Here is an 18,384-nt window from a genome sequence, read left to right as displayed (position 1 = left end):
GTCCCGGGTTCAAGTCCCGGCCGGCTCACCAAATTTCGCACCTAGTAGAAGAATATTGAAACGAACGCTACGGACGACTACTGAAAGATAAGCCTCGACTGACCTTTAACCACCGGGGTCCGGGTTCACGACCCGACCGGGCTCACCAAAAATCCAGTTCGGAGATTGTGCGATGAGTGACGCTGAAAAAGTTCCGACCACCGGCAACGGCCAGCAGGAATTCGATTTCGACCCTGAGACGCTTCGCGCCAAGTATCGCGAGGAGCGCGACAAACGCCTCCGCCCCGACGGCAACGAACAATACGTCGAAGTGAACGGCGACTTCAGCCGTTACGTGGACGATCCTTACGTCGATCACGGCTTTACCCGACCACCGCTGAACGACGCGGTTGACGTTGTGATCATCGGCGGCGGTTTCGGCGGCCTGCTGGCAGGCGCGCGTCTGCGCGAGGCCGGCGTAAAGGATATCCGCGTCATCGAGAAGGGCGGCGACTTCGGCGGCACCTGGTACTGGAATCGCTATCCCGGTGCGCAATGCGATATCGAGTCGTACATCTATCTGCCGCTGCTCGAGGAAACCGGCTACATCCCCAAGGAGAAGTACTCGTACGCGCCGGAAATCCTGGCCCACGCGCGGCGCATCGGCGAGCAGTTCGATCTGTATCGCGACGCCTGCTTTCAGACCCAGATCAAGGCGCTCACCTGGAGCGAGGACGAGTGCCGATGGATCGTCACCACCAACCGCGACGACCGGATGCGCGCGCGGTTCGTCATCATGTCCAACGGGCCGCTTAACCGGCCGAAGCTGCCCGCGATACCCGGCATCGATACCTTCAAGGGCCACACGTTCCACACCAGCCGGTGGGACTACGGATACACCGGAGGCGATACCAACGGAAATTTGCACAAACTCGGCGACAAGCGCGTCGCCGTTATCGGCACTGGCGCGACCGCCGTACAGTGCGTCCAGTTTCTCGCGAAGTACGCGAAGCATCTGTACGTGTTCCAGCGCACTCCCTCCTCTATCGACGAACGCGGCAATCGTCCGACCGACCCCAAATGGGTGAAGACGCTGAAGCAGGGATGGCAGAAGCATCGCATGGAGAATTTCAACGTGCTGGTCACGGGCGGCTTCCAGGACCAGGATCTCGTCAACGACGGATGGACCGACATCATCCGCAACCTCGGCGGTCTGCTCATCGCGCGGAACAACACCAACTCTGCGGTATCGCCGGAAGAGATCATGCGTCTGGCGGAGATCGCGGATTTCAAAAAGATGAATCAGATTCGCGCGCGCGTGGACGCAGTGGTGAAGGACAAGAGGACGGCGGAGGCGCTGAAGCCCTGGTACCGCCAGTTCTGTAAACGCCCGACCTTCAATGACGAGTATCTGCCGGCGTTCAACCGGCCGAACGTCACGCTGGTGGACACGATGGGCCGCGGCGTCGATCGCATCACAGAGAGGGGCCTGGTGTTTGACGGCGTCGAGTACGAGGTCGATTGCATTATCTTCGCCACCGGATTCGAGGTGGGCACGGCGTACACGCGGCGCGCGGGCTTCGAGGTTTACGGCCGTGACGGCAAATCACTGACCGACAATTGGGCGAATGGAGTGAAAACCTTGCATGGTTTCTGCAGCGCCGGTTTCCCGAACTGCTTCCACATGGGCATCACGCAGAACGCGCTGACCGCGAATTTTCCGCACATGCTCGAGGAGCAGGCACGCCACATCACTGCGCTTATTCAGCACGCAAAATCGCAAGAGGCGCGATGCATCGAGCCGACGGCCGAGGCCGAAGCGGAGTGGGTTGCGACAATCAAAGAGAAGGCGATGAACAACCAGGATTTTCTGGAGGCGTGCACTCCCGGCTATTACAACAATGAGGGCAAGCCGCAAAAAGGCTTCGGTCTCGCCGGCGAGCTATACGGCGGCGGCCCGGTCGAGTTCCACGAGCTGATCCGCAAATGGCGCGAATCCGGCGAAATGAAGGGCCTGCGCTTTAGCTGATGCAAACGGAGAGGGGCCGGCTGGGAAGCCGGCCCCTCGGATGCCTAAGCTGGGCGGACGCCGCTTGCGCGGCGTCCGCTTTCACTCCGTCGCGCAGTTTTAGATCTCTGAAAGAGTTCCCTTCCAGGTGCGCGCAGCCAAATCTATCTCGCCCGCGGTGGCCAGCCGGCGGCCATCGGAGAGCTGGACAATGGACGCGGTGGACCACCGGTGTTTGCCCTTGCTCTCGTAGGTTCCTTGACCGACACCGCTCAGGACGTCGCCATTGTCGAGATAGGCCGACCCGACCTGACTGAAAGTCCCATCCTTGCCGCCGCCGATGAAAGTGGAAGTGTCGAAGATCGCTCCAAACCCGGTCCCCGTCCCTTCGAAATTCACCTGGATGAGAACGCTGCCGGCAGGTCCGGGAGTGTTGGTTTGAGTGACCATCTTCAATGAAAATTCGCCGATTGGCTTGCCTGACGCCATGTGTTTTGTTCTCTCTATGTTAGCGGAAGTTAACGATACTAGACCCTCCTTGATGGCCCTATTGAAGCCAAAGAGCAAACGGTTTCGAGGGAGGGTTCTTTCTTCTCGCGGCTAGGTTTGTGCGCTGCGGAGCACGCTTCGTCGAGCGCGCGCGAAAGCGCGGCTTGGAAATTGCGCGCAAATCGGGCCGGTTGTTTGCTGATCATACGCAGGGTATATTAACTATTACTTATTGTAGGGGGAGAACGTCTATGCGAGTTCGCATCAGTCTAGTCGCGTTGTCGGCCGTTTGCTTACTCACTGGTTGTGCTACGGCATACCAGCCCGACGGCGTCTCGGGGGGATACTCCGATCAGCGGCTGGACGGCAACACCGCGCAAGTTTCTTTCCGCGGCAATAGGTTCAATTCACCGGAGATGCTTCATTCATACCTGCTCAGAAGGTGCGCAGATGTAACTCTGCAAAATGGCTACAATTACTTCGTGCTGGTGGAGCCGAGTGCAGGAATTACCAATATTGACGGCGCGAAAGTCGATAACGAATTCAGCGCGGGCGCGACGATCAAAATGTTCAAGGGCAACAAACCTGAGTCTGACCTCCATGCGTATGACGCAGCGGCCGTGGTCAGAAGCATTCCAGTTGACGAGGGTGAGACGGCCGAGGCGACGCCTCCTCCTGTTTCCATAGGCAACAGCCAGGCGGCCTCCGCGCGCATACCTGTCGTGAATCCGAACGCCCTGACCAACGAGCCCCCACCGTTCGAGCACTTTTAGGTCGCGCGTGCTGAATCTACTCTCGTAGCGGCGACGGCTTCCGCTTCGCCGGCGACTTCCCAAATTTCGGCGTGCCCCCGGAGTTCGAGTCCCGGCCTGTTCGCCAGCAAATCCACCCAAAATAGACGAGCTTCAGACGTTTGAACTGTTCGCGGAGCGGCGAAGAAGGCGCGGGCCGTATTGTGCCGCCATCCGAAACGGCCGGATTACCCAATAGAGCGGGAACAGCGCTGTCGGCAGCGGGATGAATTCGTAGTCGCCCATCGTTGGCGCGAACACTCGCCGGACGATGTAACGAATTCGGGCGCGGGCGCCTTCGATCGAACGACTCGGTACCGCCCACGGATCGAAGTTTGCCCTCCCCTGCGCGCCACCGCTGAACAGTTGGTTCGCGACTTTTCTTGCCAATGCCCGCACCGCGCGGTCGTTGCGAGCAATCGCGACGAGGTCACTCGGAACCGGCGCGCCGACCAGCTCGTGCGCCAGATAGATGCCTGTCAGGAACATCCTGCGGCTGCCGAGTGTGGTCGCCTCGTCGAGTATCGCCATCAGATCGATTCCCGGCCGGGCGCGAATCGTCTCCGCAACGTCGCAGATCGATTCGAGCTGGACCCATCCGTGCTTCGCCGCGTGAACGCAGATGTACAACAGCAGATCCTCGGGCGCGATTGCGTTCACGGTGCCGAACTCGAGATCAATCTGATGTGCGCGATGCCAGAACGTTTCCTCGTCGGGGCCGAAGCGAAACGAGCGGGGGGTGACCTTCCAATGAACGTCCACTGCCCCCATCCCGTCGGGCCTGAAGAGGGCGTCCTCGTACTCCTGAAAGTAGCCGGTCGCCAGGCCTTCGCGCCGGGTATGAGGCGACAGGTACCTCTCGGCTGTGAGTATTTCAGCGACCCGCGGCAGGTCGCTCTGACGCACGAGAATATCCAGATCGACAAACTGGCGTAGCTCGATCGATCCGTATGCCATCGCAGCGAGCACAGGACCCTTGAACGTGACCGCCGCGATTCCAGCCACGTGCAGCAGGCCCATCAGTCTCACAAGTTCGGCCGTAAGGTGGCGGTTGTAGAGGATGACAAACTGCCACTGCGTTCGCAGCTTCGCCAAACCCTCCTCCGGCACCGAAGTCTGACATTCGAGGTTTAGATATCGATACACCAGCGGGAGCACCGCATGGCGCTTTGCAATCTCGGCGACGCTATCCCAACTGTGCACACGTGCAACAATTTCGGAGGCTAACGCACTGCGCGCAGGTGTCGCCAAGGTCGCGCAGCAGAGCACGAGGGCCGCTTCGCTGGATGATTTGGAATGGTCGAGGAGAGCGTTGAGTGCCACAGAGTTACCAACAATAAGTTCGAGCGGCGCTCGAAGAGCAACCATCGAGTTTCTTTTTTCACGTAGAACTTGTCATACGATGCGTTTGCGTCTACAAAGTACATGCTTTAACGTTGCAAGGCATCAGGGGCAACTTACTAAATCGATGAGAAAGCCCAATCCAGAAATGGAGGAAGGTGCCGGGACCGGGTCCGGCAAAAGACCTCGTAAACCGTACAAGAAGCCACAGCTCACTACCTATGGGAAACTCGCCGAACTGACCGCAGGCGTGGGCGGATCGAACACGGATCCGGGTCAGGGGAACACTACCAAACGGGGCGTCGGCTGATCCCACATCAGACGGTCCTTTGCTCCTTCGATCGGATTTCTTTCGGCGCATAGGGACTAATATGGCTGCGGTTGGATTGTCGGATCAGTCTCGGATCGCTGTCTCGGCGAATCAGATATCGTGCGATCTCGCCGGAGAGGCTGCGATTCTGAATCTGAACAACAGCGTTTATTACGGTCTCGATCTCATCGGGGCCAGCCTCTGGAGTTTGATCCAGGAACCCAGAACCTTTGCAGAGATTAGAGAGGCTCTGCTGGGCATCTACGAGGTGGATAGCGCACAGGTCGAGTCCGACCTCCAAGCCCTCCTGGCGCAGCTTTCAGAGCAAGGGTTGATCGATATCCAGGCATGAACGCCATACGCAAGTTCCGGCAAGTGAGCTCAGCCGAGCGGGGGTTGCTGCTCAACGCCGGTATCTTGCTCGCAGCTTATCGGGTCGCGCTGTGGGTGCTGCCGTGGCATCGCGTGGCTGCTTTGCGACCGTCGACCGTCACGTCACGCGCTAGCCGATTCAGCGTTGAGCGCATGGAATGGGCGGTTCGCGCCGCCAGCCGCCCGATTCCGCGCGCTACCTGCCTAACTCAGGCGCTGGCACTCCATTATTTGCTCGCTCGCGCCGGATACGCATCCGGCATCCATATCGGCGTCGCGAAGGCGCCGGGTGGCGGGTTCGAGGCGCATGCGTGGGTCGAGCACCAGGGCGTAGCGTTGTTGAGCAGTGCCAGCGAGGTCGCGCACTATTCGCAGTTGCTGGCCTTACAAGCGCCATCGTTGTGACCGGATCCTCCCTCGCAGCGCACTCCTCCGCCCGGGTCGGAGTCGACCCGATTCGGCAAGTGCACCTGATGGAGAATCACGACCAGTCCTATCACCTCTGGCGCGACGCAGCTTTCAAGAACCGCATCCTGGTGCACATCGATGCTCATCACGACATGTGGTGGCTTGACGACAACCGCTAGCTGACGATCGCGAACTTTGTCTGCCTGGCGCTGCGAGAGCGAATTGTACGGGAAGTTTACTGGATTGTGCCAGATGGCACTTGGGAGAACTCCGCCGGTCGCAAGGCGCTTGGCAGTCATCTGAAGGAGATTCTGAGGAGTTACCCCGGGAACCCGGCTGACACGCAATGGGAACATCATGGTCTGCGCACCTCGGTGTTGGGTTGCCCCTTGGTGATTTGCTCGCTGGATACACTGCCGTCGTTTTCCGAGGATGTGCTCCTGGACATTGATACCGACTATCTGACCATTCCGAGGGTTTCCTACCGCACGGAGGATGTGCTGGACCCGGTTCCATGGCGGTCGCCGGAAGAACTGACGGAACTTCTTCGCGCGGCCGCGCTCACGACCGATTTTGTCACCATCGCGTACTCGGTAGAGGGTGGATACACACCGCTTGCGTGGAAATATCTCGGCGACGAACTGGCTACGCGACTACGCTGTCCTGATGAGAAAGACTTGCCGGATGCGTACCAGCGTATCCGGCAAGGAATCGTGGCAAGGCTCCAGGGCGATCTGACACAGGCGGAAAAAATTTTTCGCGCCGTCGGCGACAGGCTCGGAGCTGCGCCCTATTTTCACCTGGCGTATCTCATGGCTGAAACCGGACGGCCCGACGAGGGCCGTCATTGCTATGAACAGGTGCTCGCGATGGATCCTTCTTACCGCACCGCCCATGCGGGTCCAGGGATACCGCTGTACCGGGCGAAGCACGATGATGCTTCGCGTGATGCGTTTTGTCGCGGGGTGCTGCTGGATCCTGCCGACGCATTTCCGCACCTGGGACTGGGATGGATCGCGGCTCGACGTAAGCGTTGGGCAGAGGCCGAGACTGAGTTTCGGGCGGCCTTGGCGCTTCGGCCGGACCTGATTGACGCGCATCGGGGTCTGGGCCAAGCGTTGGAGAAGCAAGGCCGCTCACAGGAAGCGATCGAACCGTACCAACAATTTCTCAAGCTCGCATTGCGCGGGCATCGACCCGTGAATGATGCCATCGCCACCGATCCGAGTGCGGGGCTCATGCTTGATTCGGACCATGGGCGCGTCCACGCTGCACTGGCACGAATTTATGAACGCAATGGCGACACGAACCGCGCGACCGCAGGCTACCGCATCGCGATCGCCGGTGGCTATGACCGTATCGCGGTCCGCGTGCGCCTAGCCCGCCTTTACGGCGGCCAGCAGCAGTGGCGCCAGGCCCGCGAGCATGCCTTGGCGGGACTCCTGCTGATTCCGACGGCTGTCCGGCGTTCGCTTTATGGGAAGTTTCGATTGCCAATGCCGACGGCTTCTCGCAGACGCGGCTCAAATCTGAAAGCTGACTCGCATCGGATGGTTGTGTCATGATCCAGGGGCTGTCCAACCGAGCTTGAATAGCGGCATCATGAAGCCGCCGCGCACTGACCTCACAGTGCTCGGGGCCTCGCTGCACCGGGCAAATCCTGAATAGAACAAGAAGAGATCGATGATGCGAGTACCCGACATCGATTGCCGGTGGCGACCCGGCCACATCCGATTCGGTCATTTTTTCACGCTGGTCATCACAGTTCCCAACGGCTTCAATCCGTGAGCGGTTTTACCGCCGTATTCAATCTCGACGGCCGTCCGGTCGGACGCGAGCAGCTCGAACCGATGATCGATGCGATGGCGCATCGCGGTCCCGACGGCATCGGCCGCTTCTATGGCGGTCAGGCCGCGTTGGGTCATGCGATGTTGTGCGTCACGCCTGAGTCGTTCGAGGAGGTCCAGCCTCTCGGCGACGAAACCGGCGCGGTGCTACTTTGCTTCGACGGCCGAATCGACAATCGCGTCGAGCTTCGCAAGCTGGTCGAGGCGGCTGGCGCGCAGGTGCGATCCGATACCGATCCTGAGCTGGTGTTGAAAGCCTACCAGTTCCTCGGCGAGGACTGCGCGCGCAGGATGCTTGGCGATTTTGCGTTCGTAGTCTGGGACTCCACTCGGCGCCGCCTGTTTTGCGCACGCGATCACTCGGGCATCCGTCCATTTTACTACTACTGCGACTCCAAAACGTTCCTCGCGGCCTCCGAGCTACAACAAATACTCCGCTATCCCGGCATCCCACAGGAACCGAACGAAGGACTCGTCGGCGAATTCCTGACTGGCAAGCTCATTACCCGAGAAGAGACGCTCTATCGCGGGGTGATGCGTCTGACGCCGGCTCACATGATGGTTGTTACCGACCGCGGTCCGCGAATTTCACGTTACTACGATCTCAATCCATCGCGCGCTATCAGGTATGGCACCGACGACCAGTACGCTGCGCACTTCCTCGAAATCTTCGAAGACGCTGTGCGCTGCCGGATTCGCGCGCGTGACGGCGTGGCGGCCCAGCTTAGCGGCGGTCTCGATTCGTCCTCGATCGTATGCGTGGCGGAGTCGATGATTCGAGCCGGCGAGGTGAGCATACCGCGGTTTGAGACTTTTTCGCTTGCATATGACGAGCCGTCTTCCGACGAGCGCACGTATGCCAATGAAGTCGTCTCGATGTGGGACGTCAAACTAAACTGGATCCAGCCCTTCGAGATCGACATGCAGGCGGCGATCGACGGCGCCCGCCGCTGCCGCGAATGGGGCGATCCTCCCAATGGCGCGCAGTTCCGCAACCTCTCACAAGCGGTCGCGGACAAGGGGATGCGAGTTCTGCTGTCCGGTATGGGTGGCGATCAGTGGCTGACGGGCAGCGAGTTCTATTACGCGGAACTGCTGTCCGAGCTCAGGCTGGGCAAGCTGATGCGCCTATTGAAGACCGACTGGCGGTTCGGCATCCCAGGCTCCGCCGGGCATAACCGGCTCAAAAATCTGCTCTGGTGGGGCTTACGGCCGATGTTGCCCGACCAGTTGCGCCGCCGGCTGAGTGACTTAGTCCCGCGGGAACGCTATCCGGCCTTCATCCCCAGGGAATTCGCGCGTCGAATCGATTTGCTTGGCAGACTGCGTGTCGCTCGCCATCGACCCGCCGGGATGTCCTTCTCGCAGCGGTCCGTTTACGACATGTTCATTGACGGGTGGATGGTTCACGTCATGGAACTGGAGGACCGTCATTCGGCGCGGGTGGGGATTGAGGAGTGGCATCCCTTTTACGATTTGAGGATCATCGAGTTCTGCCTCGCCATTCCCGAAGATCAGCGGACGCAAAATAATTTTATCAAGTATGTGTTGCGCAACGCGATGAAGGGTATTTTGCCCGAGAGCATTCGCCTAAGGCTCACCAAGGGAGAGTTTTCGGCGACGTTCCTGCGTCTTTTCGATCGACTCGGTGGTGCAAACTTCTACGATCATCTCACCATCGCCGAAAATGGCTGGGTGGACAGCGACCTGGCACGCGACTTCGCGAGAAAACGGCTGAGCGATCCGAGCTCAAACCTCTGGCCTTTGATCAACGCATTCGCGATCGAGGTCTGGTACAACGTCGTCTTCCGCGACGGCGGAGATCTCCTCGACCGGGTTGCTCCAAAACAGGGCGCTTCGTCATAGCGATTAGTCGAAAATGTTTGGGTTGCCCCGCGGCGCGGCTTAAACTTTAAGAATGTTTCGTTATCGCGTCTATGGACTCACGATCGAATCGGACACTCGCTTCCCCGAGCTTTCCAGACTCGAGAAACCTGCCGATCGGATTGCGACGGACGTTCGAATTCGTTTACGCGTGCCGCGAGCGAAGATGCCGCCGCTCTCAGAAATACTGAAAACAACCACGACGCCCAACGGAACTCCGTGGCTGACATCAGCAAGAGTTGGTGACGGCTATCTGCTCCGATATGCCGGGATGGCCGACTTCATCCTCAACGGTGCCGGCAGCCAGCTCACATGCTGGCGCGTCGAGCCCGGGGTTTCCGCCGACACCATCCGCCATCTGGTGCTCGACCAGGCGCTCCCGATGGTCTTGAATCGCCGCGGCCGGGAAGCGCTTCACGCCACCGCAATCGTGACACCCAAAGGAGCTTGTGCGTTCTCTGGGCCTGCAGGTTCCGGCAAATCGACTCTCCCCGCCAGTTTCTTTCTGGCAGGATTCGGCGCGCTGGGCGACGACTGCCTTCCCCTCGTGGAGCAAAACGGGTCGATTCAAGTGCTGCCGGGTTATCCGGGGATGCGGCTCGGGCGCGACGCGCTCGAGGCGCTCTCGGCCGCGTCCGGCGTTACCGCCCCAGTCGCCGACTATACTTCCAAGCGGCGCGCACTCGCGCTGCCGAGCGCGAAGAACTTTCCACGCGAACCCGTCCTGCTCAGCCGAATTTATCGGGTCGTCCGTCCCAAAGAAGGGGAGCCGTAAATATTTAGCCCCGTCGTCGAGCGGATTGAGGCGCGCGAGGCGTTCATCGAACTGTTCTCATCTTCGTTTCTGCTCGACTTCACCGACTCCGAGATGCTCACGCGTCACTTCCAGCTCATCGAAAAAGTCACGGCCATCGTGCCCGTCAGGCGGCTCAGGGTACCCAACGACCTGGCCGCGTTGGGTGCGGTTCGGGAGGCCGTTCTCGCCGACTTGGACGCCTGACACTCTCTGCCTCTTAAGCGATTGTTCCGCTTCGCACGTGAGGTTAGGTTTCTGCGACGTAATGCCGACTCCAATCAATCGATGGTTCCCTCAGAGCGCGACTGCCGACGCGCGGCTGCTGCTTACGACGCGCGCGCTCCGCGGCTTGGCCGACGGCGCGGTCAGCGTGTTACTGCCGGGTTACCTGACGGCGATCGGATTCAGTCCGTTGCGCGTCGGCGCAATCGTGTTCGGCACGCTGCTCGGCTCGGCAGCGCTGACGCTGTGGGTGGGTCTCGCCACCGATCGGCTGGGCCGGCGTCGAGTTCTGCTCGCGGCGTGTGCGCTGATGCTGCTGACGGGAATCGGATTCGCGACGACGACTAGCTTCTGGCCGCTGTTCGTCGTCGCCGTGGTCGGCACGCTGAATCCTTCAGCCGGCGACGTCAGTCTGTTCCTGCCTGTGGAGCAGGCGGCGCTGGCGGAAGCAGCCGAGCCGAGCGACTTGACCGCGATGTTCGCGTTGTACAACGTGGCGGGCGCGATGGCCGGTGCGTTCGGCGCGCTGGCCAGCGGCGTGCCCGCGATACTCGCGGCGCGCCACGGGTGGGCGCTCGCGCCGGCGCTGCGATCGGGCTTCGTCGCATACTCGATCCTCGCGGTCATCGCGTTTTCGGTTTATCGGCGGCTCTCGGCATCTGTCGAAGTCGAGCGCCAACCGGTCAAGCGCGCGCCGCTGGAGAAATCGCGAGCAATTGTGATCCGGCTTTCGGCGCTGTTCAGTATCGACGCGCTCGGCGGCGGATTCGTGATTCAGTCGCTGCTGGCGCTGTGGCTGTTCCGCCGCTTCAACCTGCCGGTGCAGGTGGCGGGCGCGTTCTTCTTCGCGGCCGGATTGCTCGGATCGTTCTCGCAGTTCATTTCGGCCGCACTCGCTGCGCGCTTCGGACGGATTAACACGATGGTGTTCAGCCATTTGCCGTCGAATGCGATGCTGATACTCGCGGCGCTGGTGCAGACGCCGGCGCTGGCGATGACATTTCTGCTGCTCCGCTCGTCGATGTCGCAGATGGACGTGCCTGCGCGGCAGTCCTACGTGATGGCGGTCGTGCCGCCAGAGGAACGCGCCGCCGCGGCGACGGTCACGAACGTGCCGCGCAGCCTCGCGTCGGCGTTAGCGCCGTTGCCGGCGGGCGCGATGCTGAATCATTCGTCGTTCGGCTGGCCGCTGATTTGCGCAGGAACGCTGAAAACGATCTACGACATCCTGCTGCTAATCCAGTTCCGCGCTGTAAGACCGTCCGACGAATTTTAATCCTTTTCCTTTTACGTCCGAGTCCCCTCGCCCGGTTGTCGGTAGGAGGGTTAGGGTGAGGGACACTTGTGCGGCGCGATTGTCGGTTGCGCCGCACATCCGGAATCTTCAGCAAATTTGGTCCCTCTCCCGCCGCTCGAAGACGAGCGTCGGCCTCTCCCGACAACGGGCGAGGCAATTGAAGAAGTTACGCGCGCAGCACGACCATGCCGTCGCGAATTGCGAGGCGGCCTTCGCGGCTCAGCACCTCGAAGAATACGACCGCGCCCTCGCGCGCGAGCATGCGCACGGTCAGCGTCGACGGCATCGTCACCATCGCGCCGAAACGTCCCGCGACCCGCTCGACGCGCGCCGGATCCTTGCCCGCCTCGCTCTCGATTATTCGCGACACCGCCATCGCGAGCGTCGCGGTTCCGTGCAGGATGATCTCGGGCAACCCGGCCGCGTGCGCGACCGCAGCGTCGGTGTGTATCGGATTAAAGACTCGCGCGCACTCTGTGTAGATATGCGCCATGCCCGCGGGTACATCGACCTGGCACTCCGAGAGCGGCTCGCCTTCTTCGATGATCGGCTGCGTCGGCGCGGGTGCAATCTTCGCCGGAGCGTCAGACCCGATGACCTCGACACCGCGATAAATCGCGCCATACCAGCTTGTGCAAACCGGCTTGCCTGCCTCATCGACAGTGTCGAGCCGCGTGACCATGTACGCACCCGGCTTTCGGCGCTCGACTCCAGCGACGGTGAGCCGCGTCGTCGGCCGTTCCGGAGGACGAATCGCGCGATACAGCACGGTGTCATGCGTCGCGTGCACGCCGCGCATCGCCTCGTCACGCGTGAGCGAGGTGGCTTTCTCGAACTGCGCGCGCATCGCAACCTGCACCGGCCATTCGAAGCAGACCGGCAACATCGGATGCGCAATCACGCCGCGCATGGTATCCATGTAACAGGGCATCGAGTCGCCAAGCGCTGCCGCATACGCCATAGTCCAGCGCGAATCGATCTCGCTGACCATAGGCGCCCCAGCGGCTCCAACGATAGAAGACTCAATCGGCATAACAGCTAGTTCTACTCGTCGCGGGTCTTGCGCTGGGTGCGCGGATCCCATTCGGGGAGTGGGTGCGGTTCGGGCATCATGAGGTCCTTCGTCGTCACGATGCCGACGAGTTTGCCGCCGTGGATAACAGGAAGGGCACCGACTTCGTGCTGGCTCATCAGGGCGGCCGCATGTTGCGGCGTGTCCGAGGGCATCACGGTGATCGGGTCGCGCGTCATCGCGATTTCGACGGGCGTCGAGTCGAGCGCGTCCGCGTAACGCTTCAGGTCGAATTCGCTCACGATTCCGACCAGCTTGTTTGCCTCGACCACCGGCACCCGGTGGAATGCTCCCGCCTTCATTTTGGCTGCAGCGGCGGCGAGTGTATCGGCTAGCTTTACGGTGACAACTTTTCGCGTCATCCGGTCCCCGATCAGAAACATTGCTTAACTTCCACCTCATCAATCGAAATTACAGCTACTACTACTCGCCGCAGCGCTCGCGGTCCACTTACCCGTCGGCAGGTCAATACCGATTGCGCGCTGCGATCCTTCAGATAGCGCTCGATTTGACCGAGGCCGCATCCGGTAAGCGCGCTGCACGTCCGATTTCATTTGTTTGGAGCCGTCATCAGCTCTTCTAGCGGCATGTTGGCCCTTTCTACTTCGTACCCGGCCACATCTACAGTGCCGATAGGAGTGCTCGTGTCATTCTGAGCGAAGTTGCTGAAGCGAAGAATCCCGGATCCGGGTTCCTTCGCTGCGCCCAGGATGACACAAAGAAAGAAGGGCTACCGCGCTTATTGTCACTATCTCTTGTGGCGGGCGCGGTACCTTCTTATCAGGGCGTTGGTGGAGCTGTCGTGCGAGAGTGGCGGTTCTTTGGCCGCTTCCAGTTCTGGGATTATTTTTTGCGCCAGGACTTTGCCTAGCTCTACGCCCCATTGATCGAATGAGTCAATGTTCCAGATTGCGCCTTGGGTGAAGACGCTGTGCTCATACAGAGCTACCAGCTTGCCCAGGGTCTCGGGGGTTAGTTCGTCGGCTAGTATAACTGTCGACGGGCGGTTGCCTTCGAATACTCTTGCTGGGACTAGCCAGTCGGGGGTGCCTTCGGCTCTTACCTGTTCGGGGGTTTTTCCGAATGCCAGCGCTTCGGCTTGTGCGAATATGCTTGAGAGCAGCAGGTCGTGATGGCGGCCTAGCGGGTTGAGGGCGCGGCAGAATCCTATGAAGTCGCACGGGATTAGCTTCGTGCCCTGATGGATTAGCTGGTAGAACGAATGCTGGCCGTTGGTGCCGGGCTCGCCCCAGTAGATAGGTCCTGTCTGGTAGTCGACGGGCGCACCTTCGAGCGTGACGTGCTTGCCGTTCGATTCCATCGTTAGCTGCTGCAGGTAGGCGGGGAAGCGTTTCAGGTATTGCTCGTAAGGCAGCACGGCGACCGTTTGCGCGCCGAAGAAATCGTTGTACCAGACACCTAGCAGTCCCATCAGGACCGGCAGGTTGCGCGCGAACGGTGCTGTGCGGAAATGCTCGTCGATTGAGTGGAAGCCCGACAGCATCGCGCGGAAGTTGTCGGCGCCGACCGCGATCATCGTGGACAAGCCGATCGCGGAGTCCATCGAGTAGCGGCCGCCGACCCAATCCCAGAAGCCAAACATGTTTTTCGTGTCGATGCCGAACTTCGTCACCTCGGCGGCGTTGGTCGAGACCGCGACGAAATGCTTCGCCACCGCTTTGTCATCGCCGAGCGCGGCGAGAGACCAGTCGCGCGCGGTGTGCGCGTTGGTCATCGTCTCGAGCGTGGTGAAAGTCTTCGACGAAATGATGAACAGGGTTTCGGCCTGGTCGAGGTCGCGCGTGGCCTCGGCGAAATCGGTGCCGTCGACGTTGGAGACGAAGCGCACCGTCAGATTGCGGTCGCTGTAGTGGCGCAGCGCCTCGTAGGCCATGACGGGGCCGAGGTCGGAGCCGCCGATGCCTACATTAATGATGTTGCGGATGCGCTTGCCGGTGTGACCCTTCCACGAGCCGTCGCGGATGCGCGCGGAAAAGTCCGCCATGCGATCGAGCACCTCGTGGACTTTGGGCACGACGTCGTCGCCGTCGACGCCGATTGAAACGCCGCGCGGTGCGCGCAGCGCGATATGCAGGACAGCGCGCTTCTCGGTCACGTTAATCTTGTCGCCGCGGAACATCGCGTCGATGCGCGCCTTGAGTCCCACTTCGTCGGCCAACGCGAGCAGGAGGCGAAGAGTCTCGTCGGTCACGCGATGCTTGGAATAGTCGAAGTACAGGCCGGCGGCCTCGACCACGAGGCGCTCGCCGCGCTTGGGATCTTCGTCGAACATAGCGCGCAGGTGGCGGCTTTGGATTTCGTTGTAGTGCGCCTGCAGGGCTTTCCATGCGGGACGCTCGGTAAGCGAAATCGTTGGTGCTGGCATCGTTGTCTCCTTCTACAGACTACAAATGCGGCGCCGCCGGAAGTTCGCCGGCGACTCGGCGATGAATCTCAGCCTCACGAGCGGATTGGCGCGTGAGGTTTTGCGGCGCGAGCATCTGAAACATGATGAGCGTGGCGGGCACGAGATAAAAAATCGAGCCGGGCACCCACATGATAGCGCCGGCGACAATCTGGTCGCCAAGGGGAGTGAAGCCCGCGATGCGCGGCGCGGTCGCATAGTAAGGGTAAATCAGGCGGCCGGAAAACATGAAGAGCGCGGCGAGGATGGTGTTCTGGCCGTCGGCGAGCAGCAGATACGGAATCATGGCCCATCGCGGCCATCGCGCGACGCTCGGCCACGGCTGGACGACCGGATACCAGAACATCAGCGCAGTCGTGAAAAAGCATGCGTGCTCGGCGACGTGCCATCCGTCGGAGCGGAGCGCGAGCTGAAAGCCGGCGGGCAGGTGCCATCCCCAGGTCGCGGCGGCGAATGCGAGCCAGCATACCAGTGGCTGCGTCAGCCATGCGAAGAGGCGTCGCACGGCACTCGAGCGGAGAAGCGGGCCGACGATGGCCTTGCTAATACGCGGAGGGATCCCGCGGACGAGCGCAATAGCCGGAGCGCCCGCGAGGAGGAGCGGCGGCGCGACAATCATCAGCAGGAGATGCTGCGTCATGTGGATTTGCAGCAGCAGGTCGTCGAAGGCCTCGAGCGGTGACGCGATCGCGATGAAGAGCGCCGCGATTCCGCCCATGAACGCAGCGAGTCGCCAGACAGGGAAGCGTGTCGGCATCTGCCGATGCAGGCGATGGAACCCGCGCGCATAGATGGCGGCGGTGGCGAGCAGCATCGCGATCGTGGCGACGGGTGGCGTCCACGAATCGAAGGCGGCTTGGACTAGCGAGTTCATTGCGAAGATGCTCGTGCGGGCGGCTCGCCCGGTGGATGCATCGTGGCGAGGAATGCGACGAGCGCGTTGACCTCTGCGGGGGTGAGGTTCTTGCCGTAGGCCGGCATATTGCCGCCACCTTGAATTATCTGGCGCACGATCTGATCGCGGGTCAGGCGCGTGGCGGTGTCGTCGAGCGCGGGCCCGCGCATCCCACCTGTGCCGCCGAGCGAGTGGCAGTTGCGGCACTGCTTGCTCTGCACGAGAATCGCGCCTTGCAGTTCGAGCGGAGTGCGGCCCTTGACGTAATCGATGGGCGTCGGCACGGCGCTCCACGCGTCCATCACGGGCGACCATGGCGAGAACGTCCCGAGCCAGGTGAGTGTGCCGATGATCGTGACGGCGAGAATAACGATCACGACTGAGAAAGGTCGTCGATGCCAGCTCTTCTCGCCGGTGCCGGAAATGAAGGGCAGGGCGAAGAGGAGTCCGATTACAGCGACCGGACCGGTGAGCATCAGAAAGGTCTCGGTCCAGGGCGGCAATAGTGCGAACAGGGAGAATAGCCAGAGGAAGAAAAAGTCGGGGCGCGGCACGGTCTGAATGATGGTCGGATCGGGCTGGCCGTTGGGACCGATCGGGCCTTCGATGGCGGCGACTACGAGCAAACCCAGGATAATCAGTCCGGCGAAGACCAGATCCTTTTGCGCGGCGAATGGCATGAACGGTTCACCGTCGGCGTGTACTAACTCCTGGTACTGCTGCAAGTAGGTATTGCGTCTGACTATTCGACCGGGCATTGGCCATTCGTTGATGCCTAGTCGCAATACCAGGAAGAGATGCAGGCCGACGAAGCCTATGAGCAGGGCGGGAATCACGAACACGTGCAGCGCGAAGAAGCGCGACAGGGTTTCGCCGGCGATGATCGGTCCGCCGAGAATCAGATCGACGATCTTGAAGCCAATGATAGGAGTGCGACCGGCGATCGACGCGCCGATGCCGAGCCCCCAGTATGCGTTTTGATCGAAGCGCAGCACCTGCCCCGTGAACGCCATGCCGAGCGTGCACAAAAGCAGGACGCATCCTGCAACCCAGGTTAGTTCGCGCGGAAATTTGTAGGCACCGAACAGGAAGACCTGGATCATGTGCACGAACATGAGGGCGACCATGAAGTTGGAGCCCCAGCCGTGCAGCGCGCGCAGATACCATCCGAGCGGTTGTTGGTAGTTCAAGTAGATTAGGCTGTCCCAGGCGCGGTCGGCGGCGGGCGTATAGACAGTCGCGAGGCAGATGCCGGTGACTACTTGCAAAACGAATACGACGAGCGTGGCACTGCCGAAGACGTACCACCAGCTGGCGGAGCTGCGCGGCACCGGATGCGCTGCGACCTCAGCGATCGTGCTACCGAGTTGCAGTCGAGCGTCGAGCCATCGGCCGACAGACTTGAGCGCGTCGATCATGCTTGCGGCTCGCCCAGCGTCGGCAACTGACCGGCGTAGATCCAAAGTTTGCCTGCGTCAACTTTGTATTTGTATTGATACAGCGCGCGCGGCGGAGGTCCCGACGCGTGCCTGCCGTCGGAGTAGAAAACTCCGCCGTGGCAGGGGCACATGAACAGTTCGGATTCGGCGAACCATCGCACCGGGCATCCAAGATGCGTGCAGTTGATGGCGAAGACCTGGAACTCGTCGCCCGCGAGGCGCCGCACCCAGCAGGGAATCTTGGCCGTCTCGCCATCCCATGCTTTTTTGAACGGGTTTACATACTCAGCCAGGCGCGTCTGATGTTCCGGATAGTCGGTCAGCGGGCCAAGCGGTATCCAGTCGAGCCAGGTGAAGCGCCGTGCGGGCGATAGTACGTAGCCGACAATTGGTATAGCGAATAGTGCGACAGCGATCGCGTTAATAGCTATTCCGAGGCGAAATAAAAACGTGCGCCGCGAAGTCTTTTCAGTATCCATTTCAATCACTCTGAGCTATGGGCGACGCGGAACGTTTCGATGCGAGCCATGCCACGACGTCAGAGACTTGTCGGGGCGTGAGCGGTTTTCCCGCGGCGGCGTTCTTCCAATCAGGATGGCCGAGATCGGGGCGTCCCGCGATCACAATCGTGCGCAAGTACTGGTTGCTGACGAGCGCAAGGTAAGAGGGATCGACGACACAGCCGGCGGTTCCGCCTTTGCCGTCGGGCCCATGACACGATTGGCAGTTTGACGCATACACCCGTGCGCCACTATTTGAATCGCCCGGCGTGGAACTGGAATAAGGCGGGGCGCCGGCGGCCGCGTCAG

At 60.9% G+C, this 18,384-nt stretch carries 17 protein-coding genes; 8 read left to right on the top strand and 9 right to left on the bottom strand.

Annotated features, from left to right (window positions below; genetic code table 11):
• Positions 1-172: 172 nt before the first annotated feature.
• Positions 173-2,008, top strand: coding sequence for a flavin-containing monooxygenase (locus VJX68_RS12775; protein ID WP_324096084.1), 1,836 nt, complete (start codon positions 173-175; stop codon positions 2,006-2,008).
• Positions 2,009-2,107: 99 nt separating this feature from the next.
• Here VJX68_RS12775 and VJX68_RS12770 read toward each other — a convergent pair whose 3' ends face one another.
• The gene (locus VJX68_RS12770) at positions 2,108-2,476 is read right to left on the bottom strand and encodes a hypothetical protein (protein WP_324096083.1); all 369 of its coding nucleotides are present in this window, start codon (positions 2,474-2,476) and stop codon (positions 2,108-2,110) included.
• 251 nt (positions 2,477-2,727) lie between these two features.
• Between VJX68_RS12770 and VJX68_RS12765 the strand changes: the two genes are divergently transcribed.
• Positions 2,728-3,249, top strand: a complete 522-nt coding sequence (locus VJX68_RS12765) for a CC0125/CC1285 family lipoprotein (protein WP_324096082.1) — start codon at positions 2,728-2,730, stop codon at positions 3,247-3,249.
• A 132-nt stretch (positions 3,250-3,381) separates the two neighbouring features.
• Here the strand turns inward: VJX68_RS12765 and VJX68_RS12760 are convergent, their stop codons facing one another.
• Positions 3,382-4,635 carry a nucleotidyltransferase domain-containing protein gene (locus VJX68_RS12760; RefSeq protein WP_324096081.1) on the bottom strand — a complete coding sequence of 418 codons (1,254 nt, stop codon included), beginning with the start codon at positions 4,633-4,635 and terminating at the stop codon, positions 3,382-3,384.
• Positions 4,636-4,979: 344 nt separating this feature from the next.
• On the opposite strand from VJX68_RS12760, the gene VJX68_RS12755 reads away from it, so the two are divergent.
• The 6 genes from VJX68_RS12755 (at position 4,980) to VJX68_RS12730 (ending at position 11,723) form a co-directional block, all read left to right on the top strand.
• Positions 4,980-5,270, top strand: a complete 291-nt coding sequence (locus VJX68_RS12755; protein WP_324096080.1) for a PqqD family protein — start codon at positions 4,980-4,982, stop codon at positions 5,268-5,270.
• 23 nt (positions 5,271-5,293) lie between these two features.
• The gene (locus VJX68_RS12750; RefSeq protein ID WP_324096079.1) at positions 5,294-5,695 is read left to right on the top strand and encodes a lasso peptide biosynthesis B2 protein; all 402 of its coding nucleotides are present in this window, start codon (positions 5,294-5,296) and stop codon (positions 5,693-5,695) included.
• A gap of 248 nt (positions 5,696-5,943) precedes the next feature.
• Positions 5,944-7,263 (top strand): tetratricopeptide repeat protein, encoded by a 1,320-nt coding sequence (locus VJX68_RS12745; RefSeq protein WP_324096078.1) that lies wholly within the window; start codon positions 5,944-5,946, stop codon positions 7,261-7,263.
• A gap of 219 nt (positions 7,264-7,482) precedes the next feature.
• On the top strand, positions 7,483-9,411 hold the full coding sequence (gene asnB / locus VJX68_RS12740; RefSeq protein ID WP_324096077.1) for an asparagine synthase (glutamine-hydrolyzing): 1,929 nt from the start codon (positions 7,483-7,485) through the stop codon (positions 9,409-9,411).
• A gap of 184 nt (positions 9,412-9,595) precedes the next feature.
• A complete protein-coding gene (locus VJX68_RS12735; protein ID WP_324096076.1) occupies positions 9,596-10,204 on the top strand; it encodes a hypothetical protein in 609 nt (202 codons plus the stop codon).
• A 286-nt stretch (positions 10,205-10,490) separates the two neighbouring features.
• Positions 10,491-11,723 carry an MFS transporter gene (locus tag VJX68_RS12730; protein ID WP_324096075.1) on the top strand — a complete coding sequence of 411 codons (1,233 nt, stop codon included), beginning with the start codon at positions 10,491-10,493 and terminating at the stop codon, positions 11,721-11,723.
• 187 nt (positions 11,724-11,910) lie between these two features.
• Here the strand turns inward: VJX68_RS12730 and VJX68_RS12725 are convergent, their stop codons facing one another.
• The 7 genes from VJX68_RS12725 to VJX68_RS12695 all read right to left on the bottom strand — a co-directional run.
• Entirely contained in the window at positions 11,911-12,705 is a 795-nt protein-coding gene (locus tag VJX68_RS12725; protein WP_324096074.1) for a MaoC/PaaZ C-terminal domain-containing protein, read from the bottom strand.
• Positions 12,706-12,788: 83 nt separating this feature from the next.
• Positions 12,789-13,178: a CBS domain-containing protein gene (locus VJX68_RS12720; protein ID WP_324096073.1), complete on the bottom strand. Its 390-nt coding sequence runs from the start codon at positions 13,176-13,178 to the stop codon at positions 12,789-12,791.
• Positions 13,179-13,564: 386 nt separating this feature from the next.
• Positions 13,565-15,202, bottom strand: a complete 1,638-nt coding sequence (gene pgi / locus VJX68_RS12715) for a glucose-6-phosphate isomerase (RefSeq protein WP_324096072.1) — start codon at positions 15,200-15,202, stop codon at positions 13,565-13,567.
• Positions 15,203-15,221: 19 nt separating this feature from the next.
• Positions 15,222-16,115, bottom strand: coding sequence for a cytochrome c oxidase assembly protein (locus VJX68_RS12710; protein WP_324096071.1), 894 nt, complete (start codon positions 16,113-16,115; stop codon positions 15,222-15,224).
• Positions 16,112-17,554 (bottom strand): cytochrome b N-terminal domain-containing protein, encoded by a 1,443-nt coding sequence (locus VJX68_RS12705; RefSeq protein WP_324096070.1) that lies wholly within the window; start codon positions 17,552-17,554, stop codon positions 16,112-16,114. Before VJX68_RS12705 ends, VJX68_RS12710 begins: the two co-directional genes overlap by 4 nt.
• Positions 17,551-18,054, bottom strand: a complete 504-nt coding sequence (locus VJX68_RS12700; protein ID WP_324096069.1) for a QcrA and Rieske domain-containing protein — start codon at positions 18,052-18,054, stop codon at positions 17,551-17,553. Before VJX68_RS12700 ends, VJX68_RS12705 begins: the two co-directional genes overlap by 4 nt.
• Before the next feature lies 1 nt (position 18,055).
• Positions 18,056-18,384: c-type cytochrome (locus VJX68_RS12695; protein WP_324096068.1), on the bottom strand; the 329-nt coding region annotated here is incomplete at its 5' end.

Origin of the sequence: Binatus sp. (SeqCode) (assembly GCF_035272065.1) — a bacterium.
GTDB lineage: Bacteria > Desulfobacterota > Binatia > Binatales > Binataceae > Binatus.
The sequence above is the reverse complement of the archived record's forward strand: the minus strand, read 5'-3'. Positions and strand labels throughout refer to the sequence as shown.

What these genes read in the sequence shown, in the direction of transcription:
- VJX68_RS12760 (WP_324096081.1), bottom strand. Translation starts at nt 4,635, where the DNA reads ATGGTTGCTCTTCGAGCGCCGCTCGAACTTATTGTTGGTAACTCTGTG.
- VJX68_RS12755 (WP_324096080.1), top strand. Translation starts at nt 4,980, where the DNA reads ATGGCTGCGGTTGGATTGTCGGATCAGTCTCGGATCGCTGTCTCGGCG.
- VJX68_RS12725 (WP_324096074.1), bottom strand. Translation starts at nt 12,705, where the DNA reads ATGGCGTATGCGGCAGCGCTTGGCGACTCGATGCCCTGTTACATGGAT.
- VJX68_RS12730 (WP_324096075.1), top strand. Translation starts at nt 10,491, where the DNA reads ATGCCGACTCCAATCAATCGATGGTTCCCTCAGAGCGCGACTGCCGAC.
- VJX68_RS12775 (WP_324096084.1), top strand. Translation starts at nt 173, where the DNA reads ATGAGTGACGCTGAAAAAGTTCCGACCACCGGCAACGGCCAGCAGGAA.
- pgi (WP_324096072.1), bottom strand. Translation starts at nt 15,202, where the DNA reads ATGCCAGCACCAACGATTTCGCTTACCGAGCGTCCCGCATGGAAAGCC.
- VJX68_RS12765 (WP_324096082.1), top strand. Translation starts at nt 2,728, where the DNA reads ATGCGAGTTCGCATCAGTCTAGTCGCGTTGTCGGCCGTTTGCTTACTC.
- VJX68_RS12700 (WP_324096069.1), bottom strand. Translation starts at nt 18,054, where the DNA reads ATGGATACTGAAAAGACTTCGCGGCGCACGTTTTTATTTCGCCTCGGA.
- VJX68_RS12735 (WP_324096076.1), top strand. Translation starts at nt 9,596, where the DNA reads ATGCCGCCGCTCTCAGAAATACTGAAAACAACCACGACGCCCAACGGA.
- VJX68_RS12770 (WP_324096083.1), bottom strand. Translation starts at nt 2,476, where the DNA reads ATGGCGTCAGGCAAGCCAATCGGCGAATTTTCATTGAAGATGGTCACT.
- VJX68_RS12710 (WP_324096071.1), bottom strand. Translation starts at nt 16,115, where the DNA reads ATGAACTCGCTAGTCCAAGCCGCCTTCGATTCGTGGACGCCACCCGTC.
- VJX68_RS12705 (WP_324096070.1), bottom strand. Translation starts at nt 17,554, where the DNA reads ATGATCGACGCGCTCAAGTCTGTCGGCCGATGGCTCGACGCTCGACTG.
- VJX68_RS12720 (WP_324096073.1), bottom strand. Translation starts at nt 13,178, where the DNA reads ATGACGCGAAAAGTTGTCACCGTAAAGCTAGCCGATACACTCGCCGCC.